Annotated in this window: 13 protein-coding genes; 7 read left to right on the top strand and 6 right to left on the bottom strand. The window is 70.2% G+C overall.

Features of this window, described 5'->3' with window-relative positions; translation table 11 throughout:
• Positions 1–28: 28 nt before the first annotated feature.
• Positions 29–661: a PadR family transcriptional regulator gene (locus tag V1460_RS00125; protein WP_338671381.1), complete on the bottom strand. Its 633-nt coding sequence runs from the start codon at positions 659–661 to the stop codon at positions 29–31.
• Positions 662–2,073: 1,412 nt separating this feature from the next.
• On the opposite strand from V1460_RS00125, the gene V1460_RS00120 reads away from it, so the two are divergent.
• Positions 2,074–3,771: a protein kinase domain-containing protein gene (locus tag V1460_RS00120; RefSeq protein WP_338671380.1), complete on the top strand. Its 1,698-nt coding sequence runs from the start codon at positions 2,074–2,076 to the stop codon at positions 3,769–3,771.
• Positions 3,772–3,828: 57 nt separating this feature from the next.
• On the opposite strand, the gene V1460_RS00115 is transcribed toward V1460_RS00120, so the two are convergent.
• Both V1460_RS00115 and V1460_RS00110 read right to left on the bottom strand, forming a co-directional pair.
• Positions 3,829–4,845, bottom strand: a complete 1,017-nt coding sequence (locus tag V1460_RS00115) for a phosphotransferase (RefSeq protein ID WP_338671379.1) — start codon at positions 4,843–4,845, stop codon at positions 3,829–3,831.
• Between the two features lie 96 nt (positions 4,846–4,941).
• A complete protein-coding gene (locus V1460_RS00110) occupies positions 4,942–5,601 on the bottom strand; it encodes a response regulator transcription factor (RefSeq protein ID WP_338671378.1) in 660 nt (219 codons plus the stop codon).
• A gap of 347 nt (positions 5,602–5,948) precedes the next feature.
• On the opposite strand from V1460_RS00110, the gene pdhA reads away from it, so the two are divergent.
• The 3 genes from pdhA to V1460_RS00095 are packed head-to-tail and all read left to right on the top strand — an operon-like array spanning position 5,949 to position 9,693.
• Positions 5,949–7,232, top strand: coding sequence for a pyruvate dehydrogenase (acetyl-transferring) E1 component subunit alpha (pdhA, locus tag V1460_RS00105; RefSeq protein WP_338671377.1), 1,284 nt, complete (start codon positions 5,949–5,951; stop codon positions 7,230–7,232).
• A gap of 3 nt (positions 7,233–7,235) precedes the next feature.
• Positions 7,236–8,216, top strand: a complete 981-nt coding sequence (locus V1460_RS00100) for an alpha-ketoacid dehydrogenase subunit beta (RefSeq protein ID WP_338671376.1) — start codon at positions 7,236–7,238, stop codon at positions 8,214–8,216.
• Between the two features lie 10 nt (positions 8,217–8,226).
• Positions 8,227–9,693 carry a dihydrolipoamide acetyltransferase family protein gene (locus V1460_RS00095; RefSeq protein WP_338671375.1) on the top strand — a complete coding sequence of 489 codons (1,467 nt, stop codon included), beginning with the start codon at positions 8,227–8,229 and terminating at the stop codon, positions 9,691–9,693.
• 196 nt (positions 9,694–9,889) lie between these two features.
• Here the strand turns inward: V1460_RS00095 and V1460_RS00090 are convergent, their stop codons facing one another.
• Positions 9,890–10,807, bottom strand: coding sequence for a serine hydrolase (locus tag V1460_RS00090; RefSeq protein ID WP_338677827.1), 918 nt, complete (start codon positions 10,805–10,807; stop codon positions 9,890–9,892).
• A 228-nt stretch (positions 10,808–11,035) separates the two neighbouring features.
• On the opposite strand from V1460_RS00090, the gene V1460_RS00085 reads away from it, so the two are divergent.
• Together V1460_RS00085 and V1460_RS00080 are read left to right on the top strand one after the other, a co-directional pair.
• The gene (locus V1460_RS00085; protein WP_338671373.1) at positions 11,036–11,677 is read left to right on the top strand and encodes a GntR family transcriptional regulator; all 642 of its coding nucleotides are present in this window, start codon (positions 11,036–11,038) and stop codon (positions 11,675–11,677) included.
• Entirely contained in the window at positions 11,674–12,975 is a 1,302-nt protein-coding gene (locus V1460_RS00080) for an MFS transporter (RefSeq protein WP_338671372.1), read from the top strand. Before V1460_RS00085 ends, V1460_RS00080 begins: the two co-directional genes overlap by 4 nt.
• 43 nt (positions 12,976–13,018) lie before the next feature.
• Here V1460_RS00080 and V1460_RS00075 read toward each other — a convergent pair whose 3' ends face one another.
• Positions 13,019–13,843, bottom strand: coding sequence for a maleylpyruvate isomerase family mycothiol-dependent enzyme (locus V1460_RS00075; RefSeq protein WP_338671371.1), 825 nt, complete (start codon positions 13,841–13,843; stop codon positions 13,019–13,021).
• 166 nt (positions 13,844–14,009) lie between these two features.
• On the opposite strand from V1460_RS00075, the gene V1460_RS00070 reads away from it, so the two are divergent.
• Positions 14,010–14,813 (top strand): carbon-nitrogen family hydrolase, encoded by an 804-nt coding sequence (locus V1460_RS00070; protein WP_338671369.1) that lies wholly within the window; start codon positions 14,010–14,012, stop codon positions 14,811–14,813.
• A gap of 16 nt (positions 14,814–14,829) precedes the next feature.
• On the opposite strand, the gene V1460_RS00065 is transcribed toward V1460_RS00070, so the two are convergent.
• Positions 14,830–15,777: a CAP domain-containing protein gene (locus V1460_RS00065; RefSeq protein ID WP_338671368.1), complete on the bottom strand. Its 948-nt coding sequence runs from the start codon at positions 15,775–15,777 to the stop codon at positions 14,830–14,832.
• Between the last annotated feature and the right edge of the window lie 148 nt (positions 15,778–15,925).

Genomic DNA, 15,925 nt, shown 5'->3' with positions numbered 1-15,925 from the left:
GCGGCCCGTGTCGGGACGGTGCCCGAGGTCAGCTGCGGCGTCGTAGCCGGCCGGCAGCGCGCGCGGCTACGGGAACGGGCGCGGAAGCAGGTGGGGCGGGTGGGGGCGCCTGCTCCAGGGGCGGCTTCGCCGCGGAGAGCCGGATGAGCCGGGCCTCACAGTGATCGAGCCAGCGTGCCTCGGCCTCGGTCTGGAAGATGAGCTGTTCCAGCACCAGCAGCCAGGCGACATCGGCCCGGTCGGTGGGTTCGGTCTCCAGCGCCTGCGCCTTGAGGCGTGTGTAGTCCTGCATGGCCTTCACCGTGTGGCGGCGCTGCGACTGGATGACCTCGCGGATGTCGACCGTGGAGGTGCCGACCGCCATGGCCAGCTTGATGGACAACTCGTCCCTGGCCGGGCTGGTGCGGTCGACGGGACGCTCGTACCAGGACCGGAGCTCGGCCCGTCCCACGTCGGTGATGGCGTAGAGCGAGTGCCCCGCCTCGTCCTCCCCGTCGGGTACGACCATGCCGTCGCGTTCCAGTCGGCCCAGGGTCGTGTAGACCTGGCCCACGTTGAGTGGCCAGGTGGCCCCCGTGCGTGACTCGAACTCCGTACGCAGTTGGGAGCCGTAGCGAGGGCCTCTTTCGAGGAGGGCCAGCAGCCCGTGGCGGATCGACATACTCAGTATGTATACCGAGTATGTCGTCACGGGCAACCGACCTGAGAGGGATACGGCGCGTAGGACCTGCGAGGGGTGGTGGTCCCTGGGAGGGGTGCGGCCGTCTGCTCCGGAGGCGGGGTTCAGCGTCGCCGCAAGCGCAGTCCTATGTAGCCGAGACCCAGCCCCATCAGGGTGAACCCCGTGCCGAGCGTGAGTGAGGGGATGCGCTGTTCCTGCGGCGGGGGGCCCGCGTGCGGAGCCGTGTCGCCGACAGCCGCTGATGATGGAGTGACGGGAGTCACAGGCATGTTGGATGGGCCGAAAAGGGTCGACATGGCTGAAGGGGTGGATGTGTCGAATGTATTCGGCGTGAGGGGTGCGAAGGGCGCGAGGCGCTTTATGGACGGAGAAAACGGCGGCCCCACTGGGACGAAGGGTGCCGAAGGGGTCGCCGGTGATGGTGATATGGAACCCGTAGGCGACGCCGATGGCGTGGGGTGACGTCCCGGCCGCTGCCGCCCCTCGCCTGCCTCTCGGCCCGCCAGTGATGGCGCGGGTGAGGGGCGGGAGGCGAGGAGGGCCCGGGGAGCGGTGCGGGTGTCGCGCGCGGCGGTGTCCGCGGTCTGCGCGGCGGCCGGTGGGGTCGATGTCAGGGCGGCGAGGGCTGCTGCGGCCACGAGGCCGGTGACGGCGGGAGCGCGCAGGGCGCGATGGGTGTGGGTGGCGCGTCGGATACCGAGGCCGCGAAGGGCGCGGAGTCGGGGGTCTGTCGCCGATGTCATCGAGTGCCCCCTCTCGTGCCATGTCGCCCTGAGTGCCTGATGTGTCGGACCAAGCATCACATGTGTGCTGAAGTAGGGCATCTCGGGTGTTCTGAGTGGGTGAGAGTGGGAGTTCCGGAGCGGGAGCCCGGCGAGCGGTTGCGGGAGGGCGTACGGCGGCCCTGGGTCAAGGGCGCTCGGCCGTCAACAGTCGGCGGGGCATGATGCCAACGGAGTACGGATCGCGATGCGTGTCCCCTGACTGCCTGATCGGGAGACGGGTGTCGCGGGGCTCGCGTACTCATCCCGTCCGTGTCGCGGATGTCACACCGGACCTGCCGGCCCGTGAGCGGCGAAGTCCACGACCTCGACCATGCCGCGCTTCCCGTACACGTCAAGCCAGGTGCCCGCTCCGCGACCCCGCCGGGAAGGAGGGCCCGCGCGAGTGTTACAGGAAACTCACAAAATCCCATGAATGAATGCCTGGCGAATCCCGTATCCGCACAGCGGGGGGTTGGTCGCGGCGGGCCGGGTGGGCCTGATGCCCCGGCCCATCCCGAACCGGGGCGGCGCCCGGAACCTGTAGCGTGACGGGGCAGGGTACTGACGCACCAAAGGAAGGCCGCGCGCGCGACGCGCGGGGCGACACGAACACGACGGCGAGGACTGATGGCACCCGAACCCGAAGCAAGCGGCGGCGGAGTCCCGGATGCCGCTGACTCCTGGGCGGGCGTGGGCGGGCTCGTCGGCGATGGTCGCTACCGGCTGACCGGCCGTCTCGGCAGAGGCGGTATGGCCGAGGTGTTCTCGGCCGAGGACGTGCGGCTCGGGCGCACCGTCGCCGTCAAGTTGCTCCGTGCCGATCTTGCCGAGGACCCTGTCTCGAAGGCCCGCTTCACACGTGAGGCGCAGTCCGTCGCCGGCCTCAACCACCATGCCATCGTCGCCGTGTACGACTCCGGTGAGGACGTCGTGGGCGGTCAGTCCGTGCCGTACATCGTCATGGAGCTGGTCGAGGGCCACACCATCAGGGACCTGCTGGTCAACGCGGCGCCGCCGCCGCCCGAGCAGGCGCTGATCATCGTATCCGGAGTGCTTGAGGCGCTCGCGTACTCGCACCAGCACGGAATCGTGCACCGCGACATCAAGCCCGCCAATGTGATCATCACCAAGAGCGGCGCGGTCAAGGTGATGGACTTCGGCATCGCCCGCGCGCTGCACGGCGCGTCGACCACGATGACCCAGACCGGCATGGTCATGGGCACCCCGCAGTACCTCTCCCCCGAGCAGGCTCTCGGCAAGGCCGTGGACCACCGCTCCGACCTGTACGCCACCGGCTGTCTGCTCTACGAACTGCTCGCGCTGCGCCCGCCGTTCACTGGTGAGACCCCGCTCTCCGTGGTCTACCAGCACGTCCAGGACATGCCCGTGCCGCCGTCCGAGGTCTCGGACGTGGCCCCGCCCGAGCTGGACGGCCTCGCCATGCGGGCGCTCGCCAAGGACCCGGACGATCGCTTCCAGAGCGCCGAGGAGATGCGCGGTCTGGTGCAGTACGGGCTCCAGATGCTCCAGCAGACGGGCAGTCACACCGGTACATGGGACACCGGACCGGTCGAGATGTACGAGGGCGCCGGTTACACCCCCGCGATGGGGATGTCCGCGACGACCGTGATGGGGAACCCCAACGCCGGTGACACTCCGCAGGGTTCGATCCTCCCGCCGCGCAACCCCGACGACGGCGGCTACAACGGCGACTACGCGGGCTCCGCCGGCAACACCGGCGGCCGCGGCGGGCGCGGCAGGTTGCTGGCGTTCGTCGCGCTCGCGCTGATCGCCATCACGGCGGGCGTGGCCTTCGCGATGACCCGGCCGGACCAGTCCACGAACGATCAGAAGCAGCGGACGAACATCACCGAGACTCCCGAGAAGTCGCAGGAGTCGAGCCTCGAACCGGTGGTGCCCGAAGAGGAAGAGCAGCAGCCCGAGGAACCCGGCACCGACAACGGCGGCAACCAGGGCGGCGATTGGACGCCCCAGGATCCGCCCCAGAAGCAGAGCCCGTCCACGGAGCAGTCCCAGGGCACGGACGCGGGTACGTCGACGGGTACGGACGCGGGCACGGACGCGGGTACGTCGACGGGTACGGACGCGGGCACGGACGCCGGTACGTCGACGGGTACGGACGCGGGCACGGACGCCGGTACGTCGACGGGTACGGACGCGGGCACGGACGCGGGTACGTCGACGGGTACGGACGCGGGCACGGACGCGGGCACGTCGACGGGTACGGACGCGGGCACGGACGCGGGTACGTCGACGGGTACGGACGCGGGCACGGACGCCGGTACCGACCCGGGCGCGGGCTGACGCCGACGGCACGGGCGGCGGATTGGGGCCGGCGGACCGGCGGTTGAACCACCCGCGTCACCCGGCGAAGGCCTCACACACCGCCTCGTACTCCCTCGTCCACCACACCGCCAGGGCCGACACCGCCGGGAACTGCGGGTCGGCCCTGCGGTCGTGCAGCTGGTAGCGCCAGCGCAGTATCCAGAAGTCGTTGAGCCGCTCCCACCACACCCGGTGCACGGCCGCCGCCAGCTCCGCGCTGTCCGCGTCTGCCGCACGCCGGTACGCACGGGCGTACGCCCGTACCTTCGGCAACTCCAGCTCCCCCGAAGGCCGTACGAAGAAGATCGCCGCGGCCCGTACCGCCTCCTCGGCCCGCGGTTGCACACCCAGCCGGTCCCAGTCCACGATCGCCGCCGCCTCGCCGCCCCGGTAGAGCACGTTCAGCGGATGGAAGTCCCCGTGTACCCAGCCCCTCGCCGTGCCCGGCGGTGGTCTGCGGTCGGCGTGCCGTTCGAGCAGTAACCTTCGCTCTCGAAGCCGGTGTTCGGCCAGCAGGTCGAAGGAATCGCGAGGGCGGTGGCGGCCGGCCAGCTCCAGCAGCTCACCGATCAGCGCGAAGGTCTCCTCGGGGTCGGCGCTGTCGTGCTCCGCGGGCTGCCCATCGGCCTCCATGACCTGATCGAGCCCCGTGTGGACCCGCCCGAGCAGCGCTCCGAGCCGCCGGGACTCGGCGGTGGTCAGCTGGGCACCCACCCGGTGCCGCCCGTCCACCCAGGGGTGCAGGGCATAGCAGCGTCCGCCGATCACGGCCACGGTGTCGCCCGCGGTGTCCTGCACGGGTGGGGCGACGGGGACCCCCAGTGACTGGAGCCGCTGGGTGGCGCGGTGCTGGCGCACGATCGTGTCCCGGTCGGCTGTGGGTGCGTCCAGGTGGTGCTTCAGGAAGTAGGCGCCGCGGGTGGTGGCGAGCCGGTAGCCGCGGTTGAGGAGTCCTTGGGCGAGGGGCTCGCAGGAGAGGGGCTCGCCGGGATTCTCGTACCGCCGCAGCAGTTCACCGAGCGGGGGTGGAGCGGTAGCAAATGAGCGCGGCACCCGACAAATGATAGATCACTCAGCGTGTCGCGCGTGTCGCTCCTCGGAATACTCCGGACGGGCGTACGCACGGCGCCTTTCCGTGCTGTTCGGTGCTCAGTGGCGCTCCGCCTGCATCCGGGCCACATACGCTGCGGCCTGCGATCGCCGCTCCATTCCCAGCTTGGCCAGCAGTCCCGAGACATAGTTCTTGATCGTCTTCTCGGCGAGATGCAGCCGCTCGCCGATCGCCCGGTTGGTCAGCCCTTCGCCGATCAGATCCAGGATCCTGCGCTCCTGATCGGTCAGGCCGCTGAGCTTGTCGTCCGTGTGCGGGCTGCCGCCGTCCCGCAGTCGTTCCAGGACGCGCGCCGTGGCCACCGGATCGAGCAGCGACTTGCCCGCCGCCACGTCCCGCACCGCCGCCACCAGTTCGCTGCCGCGGATGGCCTTGAGCACGTAACCCGAGGCCCCGGCCATGATCGCGTCGAAAAGCGCCTCGTCGTCGGCGTACGAGGTGAGCATCAGGCACTTGATGTCCGCGTTCTGCGAACGTACCTCGCGGCACACCTCGACCCCGCTGCCATCCGGGAGGCGGACATCCAGCACGGCCACATCCGGGCGTACCGCGGGAATCCGCACCAGTGCGTCAGCGGCCGTGCCGGCCTCTCCGACGATCTCGATGCCGTCCTCCATCGAGAGCAATTCGTGCACTCCGCGCCGGACGATCTCATGGTCGTCCAGCAGGAATACAGTGATTTTTCGGGCTTCGGGCACAAAAGTAAGTCTCACATATTGGCTCTTCCCGTGCCCGGGGTGCCCGGGATACCGTGCCCGTGTTCCGGCGGCCTGCTCGGCCGTGACCAGTGCTCTGACCTGCGGCTGCTCCCGCATTTCCCGATTTACTTGGAAATCCAAGCAAAATCGCAGGTCAAGTGGGGTTTCGCAGGAATGCGGCCCACTGGGTAACGTGCCTGTGACAGGGCGCACGCCGGGGCACCTGTCACGCCTGTTTCCCGACGGATACCCAACGGTGCACCCACCCCGTGCCCGGGTACGGGTACAGGTGAGCCGCACTGGTACCCGGCGGACCCCGGGGGCCGGACCGACGGAGGAGCACGCACGTGACCGTGGAGAGCACTGCCGCGAGCAAACCGCGCCGCAGCAGTAAGCGCGTCAGCGCCGTAGCAGAGAAGGGCGCCGCCGCGAGCGCCGAACAGGGCGTCGCCGCGAGCCCGGCCAAGGCCGCGGCCAAGCGCGCCGCGGCCAGGAAGAGCGCCGCCAGGCCGCAGCAGGCCGGGCAGCGCGGCGAGCAGGCCGGCCGGCAGGCCGAGCCCGAGCTCGTACAGCTGCTGACGCCCGAGGGTGAGCGGGTCGAGCATCCGGACTACGACGTCGACCTGAGCACCGAAGAACTCCGCGGGCTCTACCGCGACATGGTGCTCACCCGCCGCTTCGACTCCGAGGCGACCGCGCTCCAGCGCCAGGGTGAGCTGGGCCTGTGGGCCTCGCTGCTCGGCCAGGAGGCCGCGCAGATCGGCTCAGGGCGCGCCCTGCGCGACGACGACTACGTCTTCCCGACCTACCGCGAGCACGGCGTCGCCTGGTGCCGCGGGGTGGACCCGACGAACCTGCTCGGCATGTTCCGCGGCGTGAACCACGGTGGCTGGGACCCGAACAGCAACAACTTCCACCTGTACACCATCGTGATCGGCTCGCAGACGCTGCACGCGACCGGCTACGCGATGGGTGTCGCCAAGGACGGCGCGGACTCCGCGGTCATCGCCTACTTCGGCGACGGCGCCTCCAGCCAGGGTGACGTGGCCGAGGCGTTCACCTTCTCGGCGGTCTACAACGCCCCGGTCGTGTTCTTCTGCCAGAACAACCAGTGGGCCATCTCGGAGCCCACCGAGCGCCAGACCCGCGTCCCGCTCTACCAGCGTGCCCGCGGCTTCGGCTTCCCCGGCATCCGGGTGGACGGCAACGACGTCCTCGCCTGCCTGGCCGTGACCCGCTCCGCGCTGGAGCGCGCACGGCGCGGCGAGGGCCCGACCCTGGTCGAGGCGTTCACGTACCGGATGGGCGCCCACACCACCTCCGACGACCCGACCCGCTACCGCCACGACGACGAACGGCAGGCGTGGGAGGCCAAGGACCCGATCCTGCGGCTGCGCCGGTTCCTGGAGGCCCAGGGCCATGCCGACGAGGCTTTCTTCACCGCGCTCGACGAGGAGAGCGACGTGCTGGCCAAGCGCGTCCGCGAGGCCGTGCGAGCGATGCCCGACCCGGACGACATGTCGATGTTCGACCATGTCTACGCAGACGGCCACGCGCTGGTCGACGAGGAGCGCGCGGAGTTCGCCGCGTACCAGGCGTCGTTCGCGGACGCCTCCCAGGAGGGCAAGTAAGCCATGACCGCAGAGAAGATGTCCCTCGCGAAGGCGCTCAACGAGTCGCTGCGCAAGTCCCTGGAAACCGACCCCAAGGTCCTCGTCATGGGTGAGGACGTCGGCAAGCTCGGCGGGGTCTTCCGGATCACCGACGGGCTCCAGAAGGACTTCGGCGAGGACCGGGTCATCGACACCCCGCTCGCCGAGTCCGGAATCGTCGGCACCGCGATCGGCCTGGCGCTGCGCGGCTACCGCCCGGTGGTCGAGATCCAGTTCGACGGCTTCGTCTTCCCGGCGTACGACCAGATCGTCACCCAGCTCGCCAAGATGCACGCCCGTGCGCTCGGCAAGGTCAAGATGCCGGTCGTCGTCCGCATCCCGTACGGCGGCGGCATCGGCGCGGTCGAGCACCACTCGGAGTCCCCCGAGGCGCTGTTCGCACATGTGGCAGGCCTCAAGGTGGTCTCGCCTTCGAACGCGTCCGACGGCTACTGGATGCTCCAGCAGGCCATCCAGAGCGACGACCCGGTGATCTTCTTCGAGCCCAAGCGGCGCTACTGGGACAAGGCCGAGGTCGACACCGAGGCCATCCCGGACCCGCTGCACGCGGCCCGGGTCGCCCGCACCGGCACCGACCTCACCCTCGCCGCCTACGGCCCGATGGTGAAGGTCTGCCTGGAGGCCGCCGCTGCGGCCCAGGAGGAGGGCAAGTCGGTGGAGGTCATCGACCTCCGCTCGATGTCCCCGATCGACTTCGACGCAGTCCAGCGGTCCGTCGAGAAGACGGGCCGGCTCGTGGTCGTCCACGAGGCTCCGGTGTTCTACGGCTCCGGAGCGGAGATCGCGGCCCGTATCACCGAGCGGTGCTTCTACCACCTGGAGGCGCCGGTGCTGCGCGTGGGCGGCTTCCACGCCCCGTATCCGCCGGCCCGGGTGGAGGAGGAGTACCTGCCGGGGCTCGACCGGGTGCTCGACGCCGTCGACCGCTCGCTGGCGTACTGAGGAGAAGGTCGTGACGACGATGACGGAAACCCCCGCGACTTCGGCGCGCTTCCGGGAGTTCAAGATGCCCGACGTGGGCGAGGGACTCACCGAGGCCGAGATCCTCAAGTGGTACGTACAGCCCGGTGACACCGTCACGGACGGTCAGGTCGTGTGCGAGGTCGAGACGGCGAAGGCGGCCGTCGAGCTGCCCATCCCGTACGACGGCGTGGTGCACGAGCTGCGCTTCGGCGAGGGCACCACGGTGGACGTGGGCACCGCGATCATCACCGTGGACGTGGCTCCGGGCTCCGGCCCGGTCGAGCCGCCCCCGGCGGCGACCGAGCCGACGCTCGCCGCCGCCGAGCCCGCGGCCCAGGCCGAGGAATCAGACGGGCAGGAGGACAAGCCCGCCGGGCGCCAGCCGGTGCTCGTCGGCTACGGCGTCGCCGAGTCCTCCACCAAGCGCCGCCCGCGCAAGGGCACATCGGCGCCGCAGCAGAACCAGGCCGCCGCGGCGGTGCAGGCCGAGCTCAACGGCCACGGCTCCGCCCCGCCCTCGCTGCCGACCGCGGCCCGCCCGCTGGCCAAGCCACCGGTCCGCAAGCTGGCCAAGGACCTCGGCGTCGACCTCGGCACCGTCGTGCCCACCGGCCCGGACGGCATCATCACCCGGGACGACGTGCATGCGGCGGCAGCTCCCGCGGCTCCTGCCCAGGTACCCGCCCCGGCCGTGGCGCCCGAGTCGGCGGCAGCCGTCGCCGCTCCGGCCGAGGCCACCGCGGCGGCGCCCGGTGCACGCGAGACCCGTATCCCCGTCAAGGGCGTACGGAAGGCCACCGCGCAGGCGATGGTCGGCAGCGCCTTCACCGCCCCGCATGTCACCGAGTTCGTGACGGTCGACGTCACGCGCACGATGCGGCTGGTCGAAGAGCTCAAGTCGGACAAGGACATGGCCGGGCTGCGGGTGAACCCGCTGCTGCTCGTAGCCAAGGCGCTGCTGGTCGCGATCAAGCGCAACCCGGAGGTCAACGCCTCATGGGACGAGGCGAACCAGGAGATCGTGCTCAAGCACTATGTGAACCTGGGCATCGCCGCCGCCACCCCGCGCGGTCTGATCGTGCCGAACATCAAGGACGCGCACGACAAGACCCTGCCGCAGCTGGCCGGGTCGCTCGGCGAGCTGGTGAGCACCGCCCGCGAGGGCAAGACCACCCCCGCGGCCATGCAGGGCGGCACGGTGACCATCACCAACGTCGGAGTCTTCGGCGTGGACACCGGTACGCCGATTCTCAACCCGGGGGAGTCCGCGATCCTCGCGGTCGGTGCGATCAAGCTCCAGCCCTGGGTGCACAAGGGCAAGGTCAAGCCGCGCCACGTCACCACGCTGGCGCTGTCGTTCGACCACCGGCTGGTGGACGGCGAGCTGGGCTCGAAGGTCCTGGCGGACACCGCCGCGGTCCTGGAGCAGCCCAAGAGGCTGATCACCTGGGCCTGAGCAGCAGGCACACGGTCGGAGAGACCCCGCGCGTCATCGCGCGGGGTCTCTCCGTTCGGTGCTGCCGCGCCCGTCGCCCCGGTCGGCGATCCGCACGGGGACGGCGAAGGGCCCGCCGATCGTTCCCCGTCGGACGGGCCCTTCAGAGTGCTGCGAGGGGCCGGGGCGTGTTCGCTCGCAACACGCCCCGAACCCGTCAGTCGCGCTGTGCGCCTGCCGGCAGCGAGCGCAGCTCCATCGTGCGTGCCGACGAGGATCCGAAGCCGTAGTCCAGTATCTTCGCGGCGTCGTTGTAGCGGTCAGTGCCGTTGAGCACGACGCCCGTGTACGTCTTGCCGTTCCGGGTGGCGGCGAACACCAGGCAGGGGCCCGCGGCCGTGCCGGTGCCGGTCTTCACACCGATCGCACCGCTGTAGGAGCCCAGCAGCTTGTTGGTGTTGTACCAGGTGTAGGTGCGGGTGCCCCCGGAGCTCGTGGGCGCGGTGGTCTTGTACGAGGTCGCCTTGACCACCTCGCGGAAGGTGGGGCTGCTCATCGCGTGGCGGGCCATCCACGCCATGTCCGCGGGAGTCGTGTAGTTGTTGCCCGTGGGGGAGATGCCGTCGAACGAGTCGAACTTCGTGTTCGCCAGCTTGAGCGCGGCGGCCTTCTTGTTCATCTTCCCGATGAACGACTTGGTGCGCGCGGCCCTGGTGGAGCCGGTGCCGAAGGCGTCGGCGAGCGCGTACGCGGCGTCGCAGCCGGACGGCAGCATCAGGGCGGACAGCAGCTGGCGGACGGTCAGCTTGTCACCGGTCTTCAGGTCGGCGGTGCTGGCACCCTCGCGGGCGACGTAGTCCCGGTAGGCCTGCTTGATGGTGACCTTCCTGTTGAGGTTCACGCCGGGCTCGGTGAGCACCGTGATGGCCGTCACTATCTTGGTGGTGCTGGCCATCTGGCGCCGGGTGTTGTTCGCCTTGCCGTAGACGGCCTTGCCGTCAGCCTGGTTGAGCAGGAATCCGCCCTTGGCGCTGGTGGACGGGACGGGACGGGTCGCCGCCTGGGCGGGAGCCGCGAGAGGTGAGACCGTCAGCAGCAGTCCGCCGGCGAGAACCGAGACCGCGGTCCTGCGCATACCGGTGAGGCTGTTTATCAAGGGAGCGCTCCGTTTTGGCAGATACGTCAGCTGTCGACATGTGAGACGAGCGAAAGGGCCCCATGGATGTACGGATGTTGTGGAGATCTCCATTCGCCGGAGTCCTCCTTCTGTGTGGGGCCGATTCCTCCCGCACTGTCCGTGTCGCCCTGTCTGCATGCCGGACGCGGTCTCCAAATGCGTCTCTGTTGTATCTAAGCTGCGTGCATGCCCGCCGCCCCTGCCGCAGCCGACCGTGTCTACGCCCACATCAAGCAGGCCGTACTGGACCGCCGTTACGAGGGAGGGACGCTCCTCACCGAAGGCGAACTCGCCCAGGCGGTCGGGGTCTCCCGCACCCCGGTGCGCGAAGCCCTGCTCAAGCTGGAGATGGAAGGGCTGCTCAAGCTCTACCCCAAGAAGGGCGCCCTGGTCCTCGCCGTATCCGCACAGGAGATCGCGGATGTGATCGAGACCCGGCTGCTGGTGGAGGAGTTCGCCGTACGCAAGGCCGTGCCGGCGCCCGCCGCGCTCGTCGAGCGGCTGGCGGAGCTGGTGGACGAGCAGCGCCGCCGAGCCGAGGAAGGCGACCTCGCCGCGGTCGCCGCCACCGACCGCAGCTTCCACGCGGAGATCGTGCGGTACGCCGGGAACCAGCTACTCGCCCGCCTCTACGACCAGTTGCGCGACCGCCAACTGCGCATGGGTGTCGCGCTGATGCACGCCCAACCGGAACGGATCAGCAAGAACATCACCGAGCACGCCGACATGCTGGAGGCCATCAAGGCCGGAGACACCGAACGCGCCGCCGACTGTGTGCGCCGGCATCTGACCTGGGTGAGGGTGCTGGTACGGGGTGAGGATCGATGAGCTCCCCCGGAGCATCCGTGCCCGCCGGCCCGCCCGGTGGACGCAGGGCGATGGCGGTCTGGAGCATCGGTGTCGCGGTCTACTTCGTGGCCGTGATCTTCCGTACGTCCCTGGGCGTCGCCGGACTCGACGCCGCCGACCGCTTCCACGTCAACGCCTCGGCGCTGTCCACCTTCTCCATACTCCAGCTGCTGGTCTACGCGGGCATGCAGATACCCGTCGGCCTGCTCGTCGACCGGATCGGCACCAGGAAGGTACTCACCCTGGGGGCCGTCCTGTTCACCGCAGGGCAGCTCGGCTTCGCGCTCTCCCCCACCTACGGGACGGCCCTCGCGTCGCGCGCGCTGCTCGGCTGCGGCGACGCGATGACGTTCATCAGCGTGCTGAGGCTCGGCGCCCACTGGTTCCCTGCCCGGCGCGGACCGATGATCGGCCAGGTCGCCGCGCTGTTCGGGATGGCGGGCAATCTCGTCTCGACCATCGTCATCGCCCGGCTGCTGCACGGGATCGGCTGGACCGCGACCTTCGCGGGCAGCGCGCTGGCCGGGATCGTCGCCCTCGTACTGGTGTCGCTGCTTCTCAAAGACCACCCGGACGGCTCCGAACCCCTGCCGGCCCCGCACGCCGGGTCCGCATTCGTACGCCGCCAGATCGCCGAGGCCTGGCGCGAGCCGGGCACCCGGCTCGGGATGTGGGTGCATTTCACCACCCAGTTCCCCGCGCAGGTGTTCCTGCTGCTGTGGGGCATGCCGTTCCTGGTCGAGGCGCAGGGCAGGTCTCGGGAGGCCGCGGGCGAACTGCTCACGCTGGTGGTGCTCACCAACATGGTCGTGGGGCTGGTGTACGGGCAGATCATCGCCCGCCGCCACACTGCCAGGGCCCCGCTCGTGCTCGGTACGGTCGCGGCCACCGCCGTGCTGTGGGCGGCGACCCTCGCCTACCCGGGCGCGCAGGCCCCGTCCTGGCTGCTGATCGTGCTGTGCGTGGTGCTGGGCGCCTGCGGACCCGCCTCGATGATCGGCTTCGACTTCGCGCGCCCCGCGAACCCGCCGCAGCGCCAGGGCACGGCCTCCGGAATCGTCAACATGGGTGGCTTCGTGGCCTCGATGACGACGCTGCTCGCCGTGGGTCTGCTGTTGGACAGCACCGGCGACGACTACCGGGTCGCCTTCGCGTCCGTCTTCGTGCTCCAGGCCCTGGGTGTCGCCCAGATACTGCGGCTGCGCGCCCGCACGGCACGCCGCGAACGGGAACGGCTGGTGGCCAGCCGGGTGGAGGCCGTGCACGTACCGGTGTGACGGCTCTCGGAGCCACCGCGGGTCCGGGCGTGACGGCGGGACGTCAGGGCGTGACGGCGAAGTGGCCCAGGATCGCCGTGGCCAGAGCCGCGTCGCCCTCGACCTTGATCCGGTCGGCCACGGCCTCCGGCTTCACCCGGCCTGCCGCGAGGCGTACATACGTCTCCCAGTCCAGGGCGAAGGCCACGGCCGGACCCAGGGCCGGAGCCCCGTCGATCGTGCCTCGTCCCTCCGCGTCCACCCGTACCGTACGCAGGAACTCGACCGGCCCGCTCACGTCGAACACCACCGTGGAGCGCGGCGGGGCACCCGCGTCCCGGGCGACCACCTTGGGCAGCACCGTGAGGAAGTTGTCGCGCACGATGAGCGCGCCGGGCGCATCGAGGTTGCCCGGCTTGCCGAGAGCGGCACGGAGGTCCTGCTCGTGCAGCCAGACATCGGCCGCCCGCATCCGGTAGGCCAGCTCCACCGTCTGCTCGGCGCCGAGCGGAGCCCGCATCAGGGTGTCGGGCGCGCGGTTCTCGTTCCGCATCTGGCGGTTGCGGCGGATGACCGTGTACTCGAGTTCGGAGGTCATCTCGGGCCCGGTGTGGTGCCGCCGTACGTCGACCTGCATCTCCATGTAGCGCGCGAACTCGCTGCGCACATGGTAGAGATCGCGGGGCAGGCTGTGGATCGGCCGGGGATCGCCGAGCATCTCGCACTCCATGCCGATGACGTGCGAAACGAGGTCGCGCACCGACCAACCCGGGCATGGCGTGGGGCGGTTCCACTCGCCCTCGACAAGCGGCTGCACCAGCTCGGATATCGCTTCGATGGAGTGGTTCCAGGCGTCGGCGTAGGTCTGGAGGCTGGGATGGACGGTCACGGAACCCCTCGACGGTTGTGCGCGGGCTGGTTGCTGGGCAGCGGCCGGGGGTCCTGGGGGTGGCCCCCGGAACAGAACAGTACGCTGCCATCAGGCACCCCGGCAGTGCTTTCGGACGACGATCGTAGGGCTGTGCTGACAGCTCGAATGCCAGGACGGTGGTAGTGTGCGCGCCTCGCTCATCCAGATCGCTGTAGACCCGGACGAATCCGTTGATTCCCGACGGCGGCGCGCCGCCGCCCTCGTGCGGGAGCAGTCCGGCGCGGACCTGGTGGTGCTGCCGGAACTCTGGCCGACCGGGGCATTCGCGTACGACTTGTTCGCGGCCGAGGCGGAACCGCTGGTGGGCGGTCCGACCTACGAGGTGATGGCCGAGGCGGCGGCCGACGCGGGGGTCTGGCTGCACGCGGGCTCGATCGTGGAGCGCGGCGCGGGGTTCGACGGGCCCCTGTACAACACCTCACTGGTGTTCTCCCCCGCGGGTGAACTCACCCGTACCTACCGGAAGATCCACCGCTTCGGCTTCGACAAGGGCGAGGCCGTGATGATGGCCGCCGGCGCCGAACTGGTGACCGTCCCGCTGCCCGAGGCCACACTCGGGCTCGCCACCTGCTACGACCTGCGCTTCCCCGAGTTGTTCAGGGGACTCGTCGACGCGGGCGCCGATGTCCTCGTGATCCCGGCCGGCTGGCCCGAACGCCGACGCGCCCACTGGACCCTCCTCGCCAGGGCCCGTGCCGTGGAGAACCAGTCGTACGTACTCGCCGTCGGCACAGCAGGCACCCACGCGGACGTCCGGCAGGCCGGCCACAGCATCGCCGTAGACCCCTGGGGCGAGGTGCTCGCCGAGGCAGGTTCGGGGGAGCAGGTCCTCACGGTGGACCTGGACCTGACCGGACTGGGCGTGACCCGCGAGCAGTTCCCGGCCCTCAAGGACCGTGTGCTCGGCCTGGCGGAGCCGCGTCGCTGACGCGGCGGACCGCTGTTCAGTACTCGGTGCCGAAGTTCTGCACCCACCAGGGCCCGTTGCCGCCGAGGTTCACTCCGACGCCGAAATCCTCGTAGTCGCAGTCGAGTATGTTGTCGCGGTGGGTGGGGCTGTTCATCCAGCCGATCATCGCCGTCACCGGATCCCCCGGCCCGCGGTGGAGGTTCTCGCCCCACATGCCCACCGGATAACCGGCGGCACGCAACCGCTCGTCCGCGTGCCGTCCCTCGGTGTCGACGTGCTCGTAGTAGTCGCGGGCCGCCATGTCGTCGGCGTGCGCCTGAGCGACTTTCTGCATCCGTGCGTTCACCCGCAGCGGCTCGCAACCGGCCTTCGCCCGCTCGGCGTTGACCAACTCCACGAGTTGATCGCCGAACCGTGCCGCCTTGCTCTTCGCCTTGTCCTTCCCCGTCTCCTTCTCCTGCTGCTTCGACGGGGCCGGTGTGGGCTTGGCCGTGCGGTTCTTGTTGCGTGATGTGCTGGGGGACTCCGCCTCGTGCGGCGAGCGGCTCCGGTCGCCGGAAGCATCGGACGGCTTCGCCGACGGAAGAGCCGTCGGGATGGTGGCCGGGGGTATGAGCCCGGAGAGCCCGCCGATGCGCTCCACATCGGTACCCGAATCCGCAGGCAGCTCCTGTGCCACCGACGATGCCCGATCTCCCCCGTCGCCGTCCGACCCGCTCAGCGCGAAGATCCCACCCGCGAGCACCGCGGCCGCGGCGATCCCGACAACGGCGGACGTCGGCACGTCCACCCGCAACCCCGTCTGCGGACGCCGACCGTGCCGCCCCTTTCCGGCGGCCCGCCGCCGCCCACCGCTGCGGACCCCGCGGTACGGGTCGCGCCCGCCATGGCCGTCGACCTCGCCGTATCCGTCGTGTCCGCCCACCGGATTCCGGAGCGTCCGGGACGCTCCGGAATCGGGGAACCAGGTCGGCTTCTTCATGTGGTGCATCGGGCCCCGCACTCTCATCGGAAATTGGGTCGGTCCGGCGGAAGGGAGAGTGCCGAGCAGGATACGGGATAACAGTTTTCGGCCCCAGGTCTGAGAACTTCCCTGTCCCGACACGCGGGGGAATGCGTCGTGACGCGTC

The organism is Streptomyces sp. SCSIO 30461 (assembly GCF_037023745.1).
Classification (GTDB): Bacteria; Actinomycetota; Actinomycetes; order Streptomycetales; family Streptomycetaceae; genus Streptomyces.
Note: the sequence above shows the minus strand (reverse complement) of the source record. Positions and strands in the feature narration are given on the sequence as shown.